13 protein-coding genes and 1 tRNA gene are annotated in these 15,728 nt (G+C 60.4%); 6 read left to right on the top strand and 8 right to left on the bottom strand.

What is annotated here, in order from left to right; genetic code table 11:
* Positions 1 to 115 precede the first annotated feature (115 nt).
* From AC0L2Z_RS03905 to AC0L2Z_RS03895, 3 genes are all read left to right on the top strand, one after another.
* Positions 116 to 373 carry an acyl carrier protein gene (locus AC0L2Z_RS03905; RefSeq protein WP_023801503.1) on the top strand — a complete coding sequence of 86 codons (258 nt, stop codon included), beginning with the start codon at positions 116 to 118 and terminating at the stop codon, positions 371 to 373.
* A complete protein-coding gene (locus AC0L2Z_RS03900; RefSeq protein ID WP_473626782.1) occupies positions 374 to 1,582 on the top strand; it encodes a beta-ketoacyl-[acyl-carrier-protein] synthase family protein in 1,209 nt (402 codons plus the stop codon).
* An 88-nt stretch (positions 1,583 to 1,670) separates the two neighbouring features.
* Complete coding sequence (locus AC0L2Z_RS03895) at positions 1,671 to 2,375, top strand: glutathione S-transferase family protein (protein WP_473626780.1); 705 nt, start codon at positions 1,671 to 1,673, stop codon at positions 2,373 to 2,375.
* A 27-nt stretch (positions 2,376 to 2,402) separates the two neighbouring features.
* Here AC0L2Z_RS03895 and AC0L2Z_RS03890 read toward each other — a convergent pair whose 3' ends face one another.
* On the bottom strand, positions 2,403 to 2,531 hold the full coding sequence (locus tag AC0L2Z_RS03890; RefSeq protein WP_473626779.1) for a hypothetical protein: 129 nt from the start codon (positions 2,529 to 2,531) through the stop codon (positions 2,403 to 2,405).
* On the opposite strand from AC0L2Z_RS03890, the gene AC0L2Z_RS03885 reads away from it, so the two are divergent.
* The gene (locus tag AC0L2Z_RS03885) at positions 2,518 to 2,844 is read left to right on the top strand and encodes a hypothetical protein (RefSeq protein ID WP_473626778.1); all 327 of its coding nucleotides are present in this window, start codon (positions 2,518 to 2,520) and stop codon (positions 2,842 to 2,844) included. The genes AC0L2Z_RS03890 and AC0L2Z_RS03885 overlap by 14 nt on opposite strands.
* A gap of 50 nt (positions 2,845 to 2,894) precedes the next feature.
* On the opposite strand, the gene AC0L2Z_RS03880 is transcribed toward AC0L2Z_RS03885, so the two are convergent.
* Complete coding sequence (locus AC0L2Z_RS03880) at positions 2,895 to 3,515, bottom strand: nucleoside triphosphate hydrolase (RefSeq protein WP_473626777.1); 621 nt, start codon at positions 3,513 to 3,515, stop codon at positions 2,895 to 2,897.
* A gap of 321 nt (positions 3,516 to 3,836) precedes the next feature.
* Entirely contained in the window at positions 3,837 to 4,943 is a 1,107-nt protein-coding gene (locus AC0L2Z_RS03875; RefSeq protein WP_473626776.1) for a hypothetical protein, read from the bottom strand.
* 425 nt (positions 4,944 to 5,368) lie between these two features.
* Between AC0L2Z_RS03875 and AC0L2Z_RS03870 the strand changes: the two genes are divergently transcribed.
* Positions 5,369 to 6,253 carry a D-alanyl-D-alanine carboxypeptidase family protein gene (locus AC0L2Z_RS03870; protein WP_473626775.1) on the top strand — a complete coding sequence of 295 codons (885 nt, stop codon included), beginning with the start codon at positions 5,369 to 5,371 and terminating at the stop codon, positions 6,251 to 6,253.
* A gap of 348 nt (positions 6,254 to 6,601) precedes the next feature.
* Positions 6,602 to 6,678, top strand: a tRNA-Arg gene (locus AC0L2Z_RS03865).
* Between the two features lie 148 nt (positions 6,679 to 6,826).
* On the opposite strand, the gene AC0L2Z_RS03860 is transcribed toward AC0L2Z_RS03865, so the two are convergent.
* The 5 genes from AC0L2Z_RS03860 to AC0L2Z_RS03840 all read right to left on the bottom strand — a co-directional run bounded on the left by AC0L2Z_RS03860 (position 6,827) and on the right by AC0L2Z_RS03840 (position 15,691).
* Positions 6,827 to 8,896 (bottom strand): AIPR family protein, encoded by a 2,070-nt coding sequence (locus tag AC0L2Z_RS03860; protein WP_473626773.1) that lies wholly within the window; start codon positions 8,894 to 8,896, stop codon positions 6,827 to 6,829.
* A complete protein-coding gene (locus AC0L2Z_RS03855) occupies positions 8,883 to 9,866 on the bottom strand; it encodes a PD-(D/E)XK motif protein (RefSeq protein ID WP_473626772.1) in 984 nt (327 codons plus the stop codon). The genes AC0L2Z_RS03860 and AC0L2Z_RS03855 overlap by 14 nt, the downstream gene beginning before the upstream one ends.
* Positions 9,853 to 12,585 (bottom strand): Z1 domain-containing protein, encoded by a 2,733-nt coding sequence (locus tag AC0L2Z_RS03850; protein WP_473626771.1) that lies wholly within the window; start codon positions 12,583 to 12,585, stop codon positions 9,853 to 9,855. The genes AC0L2Z_RS03855 and AC0L2Z_RS03850 overlap by 14 nt, the downstream gene beginning before the upstream one ends.
* Complete coding sequence (locus tag AC0L2Z_RS03845) at positions 12,582 to 14,057, bottom strand: ATP-binding protein (protein ID WP_473626769.1); 1,476 nt, start codon at positions 14,055 to 14,057, stop codon at positions 12,582 to 12,584. Before AC0L2Z_RS03845 ends, AC0L2Z_RS03850 begins: the two co-directional genes overlap by 4 nt.
* 80 nt (positions 14,058 to 14,137) lie before the next feature.
* A complete protein-coding gene (locus AC0L2Z_RS03840; RefSeq protein WP_473626768.1) occupies positions 14,138 to 15,691 on the bottom strand; it encodes a DNA cytosine methyltransferase in 1,554 nt (517 codons plus the stop codon).
* Between the last annotated feature and the right edge of the window lie 37 nt (positions 15,692 to 15,728).

The raw sequence follows: 15,728 nt of genomic DNA, 5'->3' as shown, positions 1-15,728 counted from the left end.
GTACGGTCACACAGCGCCTGGCGGGATAAAAGGCGATGATGACAATTTGAGCCTGGGGAAAAACAGGCGCCGATCAGTTGGCGTCGGGAACGACAAGGGTTGGGGAAGGAACCGAATGGCTGACCAGCTGGCAACGGACATCATCGAGAAGATCAAAGCTCATGCCGAGCCGGGTGGCGAAGAAATCACCACCAGCACCGAACTGACCTCACTTGGCATCCATTCGCTGGAACTGACGGAGATCATTTTCGACCTCGAGGAACAGTATGGCATCGAGATCGAGATGAACACGGTCGATGCCTGGAGCAATTTGAAGAACGTCGGCGACATGGTCGAGGCGGTTCGCGCACTGATCGCGAAAAAGCCTGACTGAATGCACAAGCGCGTCGTCATCACCGGCATCGGCGGCTTATGCGGGCTCGGCACCAATGTGCCGGCGATCTGGGACGAGATGCGCGCCGGCCGCTCGGCCATCGGCCCGATCGTCAATTCGGAGCTGCATGACCTGAAAATCAGGGTCGGCTGCGAAATCAGGACGCTTCCCGAGCACGGCATCGACCGCAAGCAGGTCGTGTCGATGGACCGTTTCAGCCTTTTGGCGACGATCGCCGCGCGGGAGGCCGCGCAACAGGCCGGGCTAAGCTTGCACGCGGGCAATACCTACCGGATGGGCGCCATCGTCGGCGTCGGCGTCTGCGGCTGGGAGGCGATCGAAGAGAGCTATCGCGCCATCCTGCTCGAAGGCAAGAACCGCACTGGCATCTTCACCGTGCCGAAAGTGATGCCGGGCGCCGCGGCCGGCCATGTCAGCATGAATCTCGGCCTGCGCGGGCCGGTCTTCGGCATCACCTCGGCCTGCTCCTCGTCCAACCACGCCATTGCCTCGGCGGTCGACCAGATCAGGCTTGGCCGCGCCGACGTCATGCTCGCCGGCGGCACCGATGCGCCGCTGGTCTGGGGCATCCTGAAAGGCTGGGAGGCGCTGCGGGTGCTGGCGCCCGACACCTGCCGGCCGTTTTCGGCCGATCGCCAGGGTCTGGTGCTCGGCGAAGGCGCCGGCATGGTCGTGCTGGAAACCTACGAGCATGCCATGGCGCGCGGCGCCACTATACTCGCTGAAATTGCCGGCGCCGGCCTTTCCGGCGATGCCTCCGACATCGTCGCGCCGACCATCGAAGGGCCGGAGGCGGCGATGCGCTTCTGCCTCGTCGATGCCAGGCTCAACCCCGAAGACATCGACTATGTCAATGCGCATGGCACCGGCACCAAGGCCAACGACCAGATCGAGACCGCAGCGATCAAGCGCGTCTTCGGCGACCATGCGCAAAAACTTTCGATCTCCTCGACCAAATCGATGCATGCCCACTGCCTCGGCGCGTCGGGCGCGCTGGAGCTGATCGCCTGCGTCATGGCGATCCGCGAAGGCATCGTGCCGCCGACGGCCAATTTTCGCGAAACCGACGCCGATTGCGATCTCGACATCACGCCGAATGTGGCGCGCGAGCGCAAGGTGCGCGCGGCGATCAGCAACGGTTTTGCGTTCGGCGGCACCAATGCGGTGCTGGCGTTCAAGGCGGTCTGACCGCAACCGGATCCCCAGCTACGGCGAGACGCGTCTTGCCACGCGCCACGACGGCGCGCTTGCGCGAAAAAAAATCCCAGGAGTTTCGATGACCGACCTGTCCGCCTTTCCGATCGCCACGCGCTGGCCGGCCAGCCATCCCGACCGCATCCAGCTCTATTCGTTCCCGACGCCGAACGGGGTAAAAGTGTCGATCGCACTGGAGGAACTCGGCCTGCCCTACGAGGCGCATGCGGTGAACATCGGCAAGGACGAGAGCTGGACGCCGGAATTCCTGTCGCTGAACCCGAACGGCAAGATCCCGGCGATGATCGATCCGGACGGCCCGGGCGGCAAGCCGATCGGGCTGTTCGAATCCGGCGCCATCCTGCTCTACCTCACCGACAAGACCGGCCGGCTGATCCCGGCCGACCCGGCGCGGCGTTACGAAACGATCCAGTGGGTGTTCTTCCAGATGGCCTCGATCGGGCCGATGTTCGGGCAGGTCGGCTTCTTCCACAAATTCGCCGGACGCGAAATCGCCGACAAGCGGCCGCTGGCGCGCTATCGCGACGAATCACGGCGGCTGATCGGTGTGCTCGAGACGAGGCTGACGGGCCGCAGCTGGATCATGGACGACGATTACACCATCGCCGATATCTCGATGCTGGGCTGGGTACGCAATCTGATCGGTTTTTACGAGGCAAGGGAACTTGTCGGCTTCGACGATTTTCCCCATGTCGCGGCATGGCTGGAGCGCGGCCTTGCCCGGCCGCCGGTGCAAAGGGGTCTTGCTATCCCTGCCCGGGGCTAGCGCATCGGCGCAGGCGCCGAAAACCGGCTATTTTGCCTTGGTTTTGGGTTTCGAGCCGCCCTTGCCCATGACGGAAGCGGCGAGGGACGCAGCGCCCCTGGCGGTGGCGACAACCGCGCCGGCCGCCACATTGGCCGTCGTCTTGACCGTGCGCATTGCGCTATCTGCCATCGAGCCGCCACTTGCCGACTTCCTCGACCTGGCCGGTTTTGCCGAGGCCTTGGCTGCGGTCGGCGTCACCTTCTTCGGTGCTGCCTTGCCGAAACTGGGTTTTGCATCCTTGGAGCGGGCGGCGACGGCCGGGCCAGCGCCGGTCTTCGATTCAGTTGCCTTCGATTCAGTAGCCTTGGATCCAGTTGCCCTGGATCGAGTTGCCCTGCCCTTGCCGGGCGCAGGCTTTCTTGCCTTGGTTGCCATCGGAGTAGCCATCGGACAGTCTTCCTCATGTCAGCATCATTGCCGTATCTGACACAACGGCCGGAAAGTCCTAAGGTTCCAGGCGCGGCTGGCCCTTGCAAATCAGGCGTGATCGCCGATCACCAGATCGGCGGGGCGGCGGCGGGCAAGCACACGGTCGATGTTGGGCATGTCGTTGGAGGCGATCCAGGCGCGGGCGTCCTCGTCGGAGCGGCCATGCTCGTGCCATCGCTCGAGCAGCCGGCGCTCGAGCTCGGCGCGCGGCACATCGACGAAAACAGAGAAATCGAACAGCGGCGCCAGCCGCGACCACGGTTCCTCGTCAAGCAGCAAATAATTGCCTTCGACCAGGATGAACTTGGTGTCGGCGGCGATGATCGAAGCGGCCGCGCGAGACAGCTCCATGCTGCGGTCGAACACCGGAATGGCGATGTCGGGCTCGGCAGCGCGGATGCGCTTCAGCAAGATTTCGAAGCCGGCAAAATCAAAGGTCTCCGGAGCGCCTTTTCGCGCGCGCAGGCCGCGCCGCTCGAGCACGATATCGTCGTAGTGGAAGCCATCCATCGGCACGATTTCGGCCGCGCCTTCCGGCAGCAGCTCATGCAGGCGGGCCGACAGCGTCGACTTGCCGGCGCCCGGAGGACCGGCAATGGCAACGACAAAGCGCCGCGCCTTGCCGGCGCGCTTGAAGATGGTGGCGGCGAGGTGGGCGATCTCGGACATCGGAGCCTTTCTGGCTGGGTGTTTTTCGATCGCATCTTGGCGATAGTTGGCGGGATTTTCAAACGCGGGATTATTGAAGATCGACCAATTGTCGAGGTCGGCGCCGCTGCCCCCTCATCCGGCCGCTTCGCGGCCACCTTCTCCCCATTGGGGAGAAGAGAGAGGCGTCGGCGCTGGCGATCTCCTCTCCCCTCGGGGAGAGGTCGGATTGCCCCGAATTGCCCTTTGCAATTCGGTTGGCAATCCGGGTGAGGGGGCAGCGCCAACGCTCGCAATAGGAGGGCTAACTCCAACCGAAGCGCCGCCCCCGACACAGCCCAATCAGGCGGGCACGGATCGGCCGATCCGCAGGAAATCGCCGTCGAAAGCGACATCCCGCGTCGTACCGTCGGCCGCCATGAGGCGCATGCGCCCCTGCGTGGTGGTGATATCGCGCGGCGGCTCGCCGTCCATTAAGGGCAGTGCGCCGATGACGTGGCGGAACGAGACGTTGCCGCCTTCGCCAAGGGCAAAGGCGGTTGCCACCCCTTCCCGCTTCAGCCAGTTGTCGCCCAGCGACGCGGCGTGGCCGAGTGCGGTGCGGCCGTCCTCGATGCCGAGCACGCTGCGATGGCGGCCGCTCCACGGCGCGTAGTCGCGCCCGCCATTGCTGATCCACAGCATGGTGACCGGCAGTTCGGCCGGGTTCTTCAGCACCATAACGAGATCGGCTTCCGCCTTTCGCGCCAGCGCGGTCCAGCCCGGTCTGCCATGGTCGGCCTCGACCAGCGTGACGAAATCCTCTCGGCTCTGGTCGATGCGATAGTCGGTCAGGTCGAGCGTGCCGCCATCGGCGGCGGGAAAGCGCGTCAGGTCGGTGGAACGCGCGGGATAGGCGAAGCGGAAACGGCCGCGGGCCGGATCAGGCTCCAGCGGGTCGTCCGGCGTTGCCGCAAATCGCTTCGGCGAGAAGGCCAGCCTGCCGCCGTCCTTCATCACCGTCATCGGATGATGGGCGACGGAAATGCCGCCCGAACCGCCGGAAAAAACATGCTCCTGATAGAGAAAGGGATGGTCATCGCGCAGGGTGAGTATCTTGTCGACCGTCGCGCCCATGACCTTGTGCTGCAGCCTGAAAATCGCCCGCCAGCCATCGGCAGTCGCCGCGGAGGCGACGACTTCCCAGCGGCTGTTGGCCGGCCAGCCGTGCAAGGGCGCTTCCTCGACATCGCTGCGCGAAAACGGCGCGCATAAAAAATCGCCGGACAGGCGAACGGTGCCCGCGGGCAGGTCTGGCGGCAGCGTCTCGCGCGGCTCGTCGATCCACGGCGCGCGATGCAGCGGTTTTAGCCGGCGGCCGTCGATATCGACCGTCATGTCGGCGAGATGGCCGACGGTGAGATCGACCGTTACCGAAATGCCCTTTGCCTTGATCGTCAGCGTATCCATGGCGCACCTGCTGATTCTGCCGGCGCCAGCAAACCCGCTCGGTGCCGGTTGCGCAAGCTGGGTGATGGGCATTTCATGTCAGGCCGGAACTCCATGTGGAGCTCAATTGTCGATCGTCGGCGCTGCCCCTCATTGCCCTGCCGGGCATTTCTCCCCGTATAGTGACGGGGAGAGGGGCTGGCCGCAAAGCCGGCGCCACTTCTTGCGAACGCTGGTGATTGGCGAAACCATCGATGCCAGCGTCCCTCTCCCCGTCACTATACGGGGAGAGGATGCCGGCAGGCAGGTGAGGGGCGGCGCCAACGCCAGGAGCAGGGTGATTTCAAACCCGAAGCGATTGCCGTGAACACCGGCATTAACCAAATGGACGGCACCATTGGGTTAGGCTAGTTTCCCACTCGTCTCAGCAACAGCTTACCTTCAGAATGTCCAAACCGCGCCACTTCCCGCTCATCAAAAAATTTGTCGCGGCGTTTGCGCTGCTGCTCGTTGCCGGCTGCGCGACGACGCCGACGGAGACCATGCTGGCGGTGCCGGCGCCGGCGCAGAAATATGCGGCTGTCGTCATCGACGGCAGCAGCGGCAAGACGCTGTTCGAGGCCAATTCGACGGCGCCGCGCTATCCGGCGTCGCTGACCAAGATGATGACGCTCTACCTGCTGTTCGAGGCGCTGGAGCAGGGCCGCGTCAGCAAGACGACGCTGATCCCGGTCTCGGACAACGCCGCCAGGCAGCCGCCGACCAAGCTGCGCTTCAGGCGCGGCGAGACGATCGATGTCGAATCGGCGATCCGGGCGATCACCGTCAAATCGGCCAATGACGTGGCGGTCGCCGTCGCCGAATATCTCGGCGGCAGCGAACAGGCGTTTGCCGCGATGATGACGGCCAAAGCGCGCCAGATCGGCATGCGCAGCACTGTCTTCCGCAACGCGTCGGGCCTGCCGGACGCCGGCCAGCTGACGACGGCGCGCGACATGGCGGTGCTCGGCACGGCGCTGCGCGCCCGCTTCCCGCAGCATTTTCACTATTTCTCCGAAAGCGATTTCATGTTCCGCGGCAGGCTGGTGCGCGGCCACAACGACATGCTCGGCCGCGTCCGCGGCGTCAACGGCATCAAGACAGGCTTTATCAGGGCCTCAGGCTTTAACATTGTCACCTCCTACGATGCCGACGGCCGCCGGCTCATCCTGGTGGTGATGGGCGCCGACAGCGCGCGCCAGCGCAACGACCACGTCGAGGCGCTGATCCAGCGCAACCTGTCGCCGGCGTCGAACACGACGACACGGCTTCTGTATGCTGGGGAGCAGTGAGGGTGAGGTTCGGCAGTGACGGGGGCGAGCTCTTGATCGGCGGTTTCACCTTGACAGGTGACGGCAACTATGCTAGGAATTTATTCATAGTGCTGATTTGCGCCCGCCCGCCGAGGCGGGTTTTTCATTTCAGGCTGCGGCGCCATTCTTCATAGCTCCGACAAACCGCAGGTTTGCATGGGCAGGCTCCAGATCGTGGGCCACCGTGGAATCCGAAAAATGCGTTATTCCGAGTTCGCAGCCCTGCCGCCTGCCACTTGCCCGTTGAAGCCCGCGCCGGCTTCCGCTAAGAAGCCGTGGCTGGCCGGTTACCCGGCTGGTTCGTTTTCCGGATCGTCGATCCTGAAGGCACCCGTAGCTCAGCTGGATAGAGCGCTGCCCTCCGAAGGCAGAGGTCACAGGTTCGAATCCTGTCGGGTGCGCCAGTTCTGCCATGTGGCTATCGCGTGGGTCCCGAAAGGAGTGTCGTAGCACGGTTGGAACTCAGGAAGGGTTACCGGCCCGGCCCCGCCGCGTTGCATTAGACTAAGACTAGACTGATGGTCTAATTGGTCGATTGGATATGATAGTGGTCTATTTGTCTCCGAAGCCTTGGCCCTTCATCCGCTCCAAGACAGCCAGCGCCTGCTTCGATTGAACGTCGGTTGGCAATCGCCGCGGGATGGACGAGCAAATCTGCAAGACTTGCAGCTCGTTGGGGGTCAGGCGTTTGCGTTCGCGACCCCAACCAAGGGCGGCATTCCAAAATTTGCCTCCCAATGTCACGACCTCTGCCTGGGCGTTTATTCCTGCAGTCAGAACCTTGTTGCTGCGCGCCTCGCGTGCAGTGGTTCTGGCTTCGTCGATCGGTGTAAGGCAACTGTCGAAATCTTCATCGTAAACCAGCTTTCGTGACTTCAAGCCGTTCCAGCAGGCTTGTTGTTTTGCCCATTCCGACATGTTTCGCACGCCTTGGGGCGGGTGCGTGATGACTTCGTGCGCTTCAGCAGCCGCGATCAACGATGCCCGAACCAGCGGTTCGGGCATCGACTGCCGTCGCCAGATGACGTCAAGGTCTAGAACCTGCTTTTCGCCGTTGGCATCATGAAAGACCTTGGCCATGGCGTAAGTTACGATATTTGCGCGATAGCCACCCTCGTACCATGTCTGTTTTGGGACTTGGGACTCCAGCTGGCGAAAGATCAATGCTTTGGAAATCAACCGCTTGAACCAGAGTTCATCATACTTGACGTCGCTCTTGCTCCACGCATCGCCGATCTCCTTTGCGAATTCCGCAAAGTTCTTCTGGGCACCCTTCGAGACCACATGGGGGCGCCCAGTGGCCGAAAACTCGAACTTTGCAAGATCGGTCTTGCTGAAAAGCTGCGCCTTTGGAAATTCCAGATCAAACTTTTTCTGCTGCGCGGCTGTAAGTTTGACTCGGGCATTTATGTATTGTCCACGCGAACGCTCGTAGAACCACTTGCTGTCATGTCTTTCGCCCTCTTTCGGGGCGAAGATCACGCTGCGCGAGAACTGTTCCAATTGGACGTGGAACGGATGATTCGAGAAGAAATCTGCGGCGTTTACCTTGTTTTGGGTGTTGGCGTATTCCGATATCTTCGGGACGATTTCTTCGGACCTGTCGGGCGGCACCACGGTCAGCTTCATCTGTACAAAGACCTGAGGAAGCTGGTCCTTGGCGGTCCTCAGCCCGCCATGAATCGATCCGGTGGTCTGTGCCCCGTTGACGATCTGCAGGTTGCTGATCGAGGCCACAGCCAGCCCTTCCGCCGTCTGGATGCAGGTCACATCATTGGCCGTGGCAGATAGCCCGTTGTTGTAGGGGAAGAACAATTCCGGCTCCGTCCTGATCGTGGTCTGGATGCCCTTGTTGGTCTTGGCCCGAGCCTGAAGGAACGACCGGACATTCGCCTCCAGCAGTCGCGCGCCCCATTTGTCGTAGATGTCGGCAAGCTGCTGCCCCGGCACGATCATCAGATAGCTTTCCAGTGCCGCCCCCGCCTGCGACGCCTTCAGAGCCGGCAGCGGTCCGCCGAAGTCCTTCGCGAAGTCGATGACCATATCTTCGCGCGCCTGACCGGAACGGTCGAAGCGCTCGAACCGAGCAAGGTCCCAGACCGAGTAGGTGATTGGAACGTCGCCGGCGTCTGCCAGCTTTACCGCATCATCACGGCCGATGTATTGCCGATTTGAGATCAGGATCAGCTTGACCTTGGTAATGTGAGACCAGGTCGTGATGATCAAGTCCGAAGCCTGAAAGGCGGCACTGACTTCGTTTAACGAATCCCGAAATTCTTCGGTCCGCGCCTTTTTGAGGAAGCGGATCAACGGATTGAGGATGGTCGGAGCATCTGCCTTTCCGAAGGTTCTGACATCGTCGGACTCGTCGAAGTCACAGACGATCAGGCCCAGCACGCCCTCGCAATCACGGGGGTCCCCGGCATAGCCGTCGATCCGTAGTTTCTGCCCGCCTTCGCCATTCTGGTAGAACGCTCGATCCGCCACTTCCAACTCGCCCGCTTCTGTCAACCGTTCAGCCATTCGGTCGAAGAAGGCCTCGACCATCATGACACCACTGGCGTCAGCCTCGCGCCGGATATCGGCCATCAGGTTCTGGTGATAGTCGTCAAGCATTGTCATGGGCGGGATTCTCGAACAATTTTGCCTCGACGGCCTTCGTTTCGGTGAGGTATGGCGCGCAAGCCGCAAGCGACAGCGCATAGGTAACGTTTGATACGCCTAGCGGAACGGGCGCCGCGAGGCGCGGAAAGTCGGTCGTCACCGCATGGAAATCTGGGGCCGAGACGATCCACCGCCATGGTGAGTAATCATGCAGATGATCGAACCCGGCATCTGCAAGATGGAGATCCCAGTCCAGAATGCTCGACGGTTCCAAGATCTCCAGAATGCTGGTTATCGCAGCGACAAACTCGGTCAATGTCTTGCCATGCGGCCTTTGCACGTTGTCCACGGCCAGTACCGCAAGCCAGAGTCGCCGATCCGCAACATCGGCAAGTTGATGTTCACTTGATATCTTCACGTAGGGCTGCGAGGCACCCCGTCGCGCCTTGACCTCGATGCAGTCGGATTTCAATTCAAAATCCTTTGGCGCTCCGGAAGGACCAGTCCAGGCAGTCAGCGCTGCCTTCGGGCCAAGTCCGGCAATCACCCATCTCAGGACCTCCAACTCGCCAATCAGGCCTTTCTGCGCGTCTTCGGAAAGAGCCTCGGCCCTTCCGCCCCGCATAAGGTAGTGCCAACGGAAAGTCCGGCCGATTGCACGCTCCAGCACTTCGGGCTCGGCATCCGCCTGTTCGCCCGCTGCAACGACATCCCGGCACAGCGTCTCGAACAGTTCAAGCTGGGCATTATCCTTCAGCCGGATGTAAAGGATCGGGCCTCCCGGCAAGGTCTGAAACCTGAATTCGAGGTTCTTGAGGTTTGGCAGATCAGGAGCCGGCTTCGGCAATTCCTTCAATTGGAGAACTAGGGCGACATCGGCCCGAGGCATCACCGCCCAGAAGAAGTTCCACTTAGCCTTCGCATCGACCCGGCGCGTGTCGACCTTCCCGGCCTCCAGCCCCGACCATGGCGTATCATTCGGGATCACCGTCGGCCTCCGTTTCCTGTTCTTCTTCGCCGAACATCTCGCGCATCCTGATGGTGTTGACGACGTACTCGACAGTGCCGCCTTCGATGTCACTTGATGGGAATGACATTCCCCAAGTCAGAACATCTTCTGCGTGCAGAGATTTGCCTTCCTGTTCCCCGATCTTCGGTCGGACCAAACGCATGACTAGCAACGGGCGGCGTCCTTTGACCTGCCGGAAAATCCGGGGTGAAAGCGTCGTTGGCAGTTTCTTGTCAGCGCGGGATTCCCGATATGTCTCGATCGCCGCGCTGATCTGATCCGTGGTAAGACCTTCCCGCTCGTCCTGTTCCGAACCTATGCGACGGCTTGAACCGCTGATTGCCAAGACACCTTTCGCGAAATTGCCAGGATCAACAGATCTTTCGAATGGAACGAGGAGTAGCCCCGCCAGATCAACTGCTGCAAATTCATCCCGCTGGGCACTGGGCAGGAACACATCCCATTTGCCTAGCTCGGTTTGCGCACGCGCGTCGATATAGTCATTGATCAGCCTTGGATCAGTCAGCGGATCGGCCGGGTCAGCGCGAAAAGATAGCAGGAGAGAGCGGATCAGTTCGACATCCACGGCCCTGAACAGGAAGCCACGCGGCCGCGGCTCGGCTGAATAGCCGCCCCGAGAGAGCGATTTGACCAATGATTCACCTGCCACCATGTTCTTTTTCAGTTGCTCTGGATCCAGACGAATGCGTGTCGTTTCGATCAGGCTCTCGGCGAGGCCTACCTTGACCGGCAAAGCCTTCCCGGTGCCCATCTTGTTGCGCGCCGTAACAATTAGCGCCTCGGGATGACTGCGCACAGCCAGACCAAATTGTTCCGGCGTGGCCTTAGCCAATTCCATCCGCTTCAGCTGCGCCTGCAAGTCATCCATCGCTTCGTGGATATGGGCGTACCAGCCGACGCCATCGGCCGGCATCCAGACGCGGCAGAGGTCCTCATATCCGGGTCGGTAGCCGAACCAGCGGCCCATCTGCATCAGGGTGTCATACATCATCGAGTTGCGAAGGAAGTAGCTGACCGTCAGCCCTTCCAATGTCAGCCCACGCGACAGGGAAAAGCCGCCCACCGCAATGACTGTGACGCCATGCTCGCCCCCTTGATCGTAGTCGAGCGGGGAGGACCGTTTGGAAGCATTCACCTCCACCACTTTTGCTGCAATTAGAACTTCATGGAGCCGTGACTGGGTCCCTGACCAATTCGCCCCAGCAGCGTCGGCAAACTCTTGCTCCCACACCGCACGCAAGGCAGCGATTTCGGGGTTCTTCAGCGCCGTGCCGCCTTTACCGCCATCCACGGCAACCGCATCGCGGATCCGCGCGACAAGATCGCTTACCTGCGATCTGAGCCGTCCCTGCACGTCGGTGAACCGAGAGGCGTTGATCAGCATTGAAGCATGTGCCGCCTGGTGACCGCGCAAATTGCGGATTGCTCGCGCCACAATGAAGGTGCGGACAGCCTTGATTAGGCTGGGGGGCAACGCATCGGCCGGGTGATCGATCTTGTGCTTCATCGGCAGTACGTCTTCATTGTCCGCAATGAGCCTGACATGCGTATCACGCGCGTCGATGAAGACCTTCTGCGCCCCGAAGTAGTTAGACGGCGCATCTAGCCCGATGATGAAATGCCGCGGGAACAGATCCTGCTTCAGAGCATCGTCATCGGTGTCTGGGTCGATGAATATGTTGGCAATGGGGGTCGCTGTGTAACCGACGTAGCAGCTGCGATGGAATAGCGAAAGAAATTCACGGATTTGGCTGTTGATCCGCGTCACCTCGTCCTTGTCGTAGCGCGTATTGATCGAAGCGTTGTCAGCCTCGTCATCGATCAGCAGCATTGGCTGTTGCACCATCTGTGTACTCTGTTGGACGGAGTGCTCTTTCAACCATTCCAGAAGGTTCTTTAGCGTGCTCGAGTTTTTCTTGATCACCAAGACAACGGGCACGTTGTACTGGCCGACCTGGCTGGTGTTTGTGGTGGCCGTAGCCTTGTTGAAATCGCGCAGCGTATTGGTCAGCGAAACGGGAAACTCTCGCTGATCGAAGGTACCCACACCGATGATCTTCTGGCGCTGTGCCCTGTTGGTATGGGCCAGCCGCCCGGTGTCGCGGCCGATGAAGCCTTCGTCGATCCGCGCTTGTGTCTGGTTGCGCAGGTTGTTGTGGATACCCGCGATGACCACGATCAGCCGATAGCCAGCATCCGCTGCCTTGCAGATCAGCCCCGTGTAGTTTGCGGTCTTGCCGCTCTGGACATGCCCAACGACCATGCCCCTTCGGCTCCACGGCATTGTGTTGCGCGGGTCGCCCAACCGGTCGAGTACCCGGTCCGTCACCTCGTCAGTCGCCTCGATGACCGCCTTCGGTAGGCCCCTGAGGTTCAGAAGTTGCCGGTAACGCCCCCAATAGAAATCTCCGATCTCGCCATTGATCTTGGCGTCGTGCAGCCACGGTCGAAAGTCCGCCGCATCGACAATGGCTCCAAACCCCATGCTGATCCCGTACTTTTCCTCGATCAAACGGGCGAGGTCTTCGGCTTCGGCTTCGGTGACCTTTCCCGCGAACATAGGCGTGCTGCACAATTGCGAGATGATGTCACGAATGGATTGCCCCGTGTGCGCGGCGCTCTGGGACGCCATGTACATCGACGTCATGCCTTCAAGGCTGCTTAGCACTGGGGTCACGAATTCTCCTTCGCATCAAGTACTGCGGCGATGATCCGCTGGGTATCATCCCAGGCAGACCGGAACGGGTCCACGTCCTTCATCATCGACACGATGTCCTTGATATCTTTCTTGGCCTCGATGAGTACGGACAAAGTCGCCTGAACAGCCTGAACCAGCGTGTCTTCATCCACCATGTCCGCTTTGATTTGCTCGGCTGCGCCCGCCATATCCGAATGCAGCGTCTCGACAGGAAGTGATGCTCCTACAAGTGCAATGCAGTTGAAGAACCCACGACGGAAGCCCTCTGGTAAACTATCTGCAAAATGGGCAAATGCAGGATGATTGATGTTCGGGCGATAGCGTATCTGGCCATCGGCCTGAATCCGATGCCACATCGGCAAACGCTCGTGATCGACAAGCTTCTGCCCGCGCTTCCGGTAAGTCCGCTTTGATCCGTCCAGGATACGCTCGATAACCTTTTTCAGTCGATCCCTGACCACGGGCGGTAGCTGGGCTGATGATTTCTTGACGTCGATCTTCCAGTCCCCGTCCATGCTGTTCGGAATGTCGATCCGCACGCGCGACAGCTTTGTGAGTTCCGACTGACGACACAGCCCGAACCAAGTGCCGTGAAGAATCAGTCGCCTGCCTCGATAGAGATAGAACCCTTGGGATTTCAGATGGCCCTCCGGCCCGCCGATGTCCTCCCAGCCTGAATTGGCCATTTGCTTGTGGTGCGGCAGCGTGAAGCTCTGGATTCCTACATCGCCACGTATGAAGGTCAGTTTTTCTTCCGGATCGGCTATGGTCGCTGGGTTTTGCCGGGCGAACGGGTCCAAGGGACGAAGCAACCGACCATTCAACAGTATGCGAAGAGGCTTCGATTCTTCCATGAAGCGGTGAAAGACAAGACGCAGGTGCCGCTCGGATTCGGCCAGTCGCTGATTGATCACCTCGGCGCGCCTAGCTGCGTCTTGGGAATAGCCCCCGGTGAGGCGGTCAAGCTTCTCCCAGAGAACAAGCGTGCCAGACGCTGCCAGCCTGTCCACACACGGGATAGCGGATAGATCATTCGGCAGCTGAACGGCCCACTCATTTCTTTGCGCGACGTCGTCAAGGTCCCAGACGGCGGCAGACGACTTTCCGGCCTTGCGTGAAATCACCGTCAACCGCCGACATTGCGAAAAACTTGCACTCTTGAGGCCTAAACCAAAACGACCGAGATCGGGTTGATCCCGGGTCGCCAGCGGGTTCTTGCTCCCGGGGCGCATTGCGGCGACCAGCTCATCCTCTGTCATACCCTCGCCATCGTCGATAATCGCGATGAATGGTTCGTCAGAAAAAGTCTCGGTCAGAATTTGTATGCGCCGCGCGGCTGCGGTAATCGAATTGTCAATAATGTCTGAAAGAGCAGTCTCAAGCGAATATCCAACATCCCGCAACCCTTCAATCAAGGCTGCCGCGTAGGGGGTGACGTCTGCCCGACGCATTATACTCGAATCATGCATTTACGACATCCAGGAGGGTTTCGATCTACTCTCACGCGAAATGTCGCAGAGTTACAAGATTCTCAGGATTTGTTGGTATCTTTTTTTGAGAGGGTCTTCGACAACAGCGCTGCTATCTGTCTTGCAAGAAATGGGGGCACCGCGTTTCCGACCTGAACGTATTGCTGAGTCCGGTTTCCCAGAAAAAGGTAGTCGTCAGGAAAAGTCTGCAACCTTGCCGCTTCCCGTACGGTCAAGCTGCGGCACTGAGCCGGATCGGGGTGGATGAAGTAGTGACCGTCCTTCGAAATGTGGCTGGTCACTGTTGTCGATGCCTCATGTGCCAGCTGCACGCGGAACCGATCCGAAAACACGCCGCTGTGCCAGTTGCGATGATCGGGGCTGAGCGCGATCGGAAATTGGTCTGCCTTCGGACTGGCCCCATGAACTTGGCCGAAGACTGCCGCGAACATGTAGCGCGCAAGGTCTGATACCATGTGGCCTCGGGTTTCGTGCTGGGCTATCGCGCGGAGCTCGGGGCGTTCTAGCCAGCGGACGAGCTCATCATTCGAATTGCCATAGCCGACCGGTAATGCGACTGCCGACCTCACTGGTGCCAGTTGCGTTCGCAGTTGCCGCTCCAGATCCAGGAACCTGAAGAGAAGTTCGCTGTTGTTTCCATGGTGGTGAATTTCGACAAGGTGCTTCGCCGCGAACGTCACCGTGGCCTGCCAGTGCTCCGCGCTGTCATTTCCGCGACTGAGGCCACTCCGAAGCGCGGGAAGCGCGCCTATGACATCGGCTACCGAGCGCGGCGCATCCACAACGGGCATACTCCCGCCAGATGCCAAATAGGCAAGATCAGAGCGAATACCGACGATGATCACCCGATGTCGCCGCTGAGGCACACCGAAAGCCTCCGCACGTACGATAAAGTCGGAGGGCTGCCGCGCCGTACGCAGATTTGCGACGCCATCCTCGACCCGGATCGCGCGCAACTGATAAAGTTCGCCTCGCCCCGTGCCCATTGACGACAGATCCTCCATCAACATCTCGAAAACAAATCTGCTTTCGACCGTTGATGAGAGCATGCCCTTGACGTTCTCCATCACGAATGCCGCCGGGCGCAGGCGGTCGAGCACACGGATATATTCCCGGAAAAGATAGTGACGCGTATCATTTTCGGGGACATAGCCAAGTTTGCCCTTCGCGCGCGCACGGCCGACCAGTGAGTAGGCCTGGCACGGCGGTCCGCCAATCAAGATCGTGTCATCAAAGTCGCGTCGTAGCCTCGACGCAGCCTCATCAATTGCCTCGGCGGCCGAGTCAGTGCCAAGTTCCAGACAGCGCGCCTCCTCTGCAGCCAGCCTCCATGCCTCGACGTCGACCGAGCCCCAATCCGGCTCAGCAATCAGGCCAGCATGGAAGTTGATAAACTGCTCCAACATGCCCCCGTGCCGACGCCGATGTTCCCTGAGGAAGGCGCGCAAGATCAGAGTGCGATGAGCCGATGCCTCCTTCTCGACCGAGATGCCGATCCGGAACGGCACATGTCCATCTTCGACAAGGGAGGCAAAGCCTTCACCCAACCCGCCAGGACCAGCAAATAGATCGACGATGCCGAAAGTTGAAGGCAAATCAGACCCCTTAAGAATTCCCCTGGCACCGTGTATA

Source organism: Mesorhizobium sp. WSM4850 (assembly GCF_055811735.1).
Note: the sequence above shows the minus strand (reverse complement) of the source record. Positions and strands in the feature narration are given on the sequence as shown.

Coding starts and splice junctions, on each gene's coding strand:
- AC0L2Z_RS03905 (WP_023801503.1), top strand. CDS start 116: ATGGCTGACCAGCTGGCAACGGACATCATCGAGAAGATCAAAGCTCAT.
- AC0L2Z_RS03900 (WP_473626782.1), top strand. CDS start 374: ATGCACAAGCGCGTCGTCATCACCGGCATCGGCGGCTTATGCGGGCTC.
- AC0L2Z_RS03895 (WP_473626780.1), top strand. CDS start 1,671: ATGACCGACCTGTCCGCCTTTCCGATCGCCACGCGCTGGCCGGCCAGC.
- AC0L2Z_RS03890 (WP_473626779.1), bottom strand. CDS start 2,531: ATGCGCACGGTCAAGACGACGGCCAATGTGGCGGCCGGCGCGGTTGTC.
- AC0L2Z_RS03880 (WP_473626777.1), bottom strand. CDS start 3,515: ATGTCCGAGATCGCCCACCTCGCCGCCACCATCTTCAAGCGCGCCGGC.
- AC0L2Z_RS03875 (WP_473626776.1), bottom strand. CDS start 4,943: ATGGATACGCTGACGATCAAGGCAAAGGGCATTTCGGTAACGGTCGAT.
- AC0L2Z_RS03870 (WP_473626775.1), top strand. CDS start 5,369: ATGTCCAAACCGCGCCACTTCCCGCTCATCAAAAAATTTGTCGCGGCG.
- AC0L2Z_RS03860 (WP_473626773.1), bottom strand. CDS start 8,896: ATGACAATGCTTGACGACTATCACCAGAACCTGATGGCCGATATCCGG.
- AC0L2Z_RS03845 (WP_473626769.1), bottom strand. CDS start 14,057: ATGCGTCGGGCAGACGTCACCCCCTACGCGGCAGCCTTGATTGAAGGG.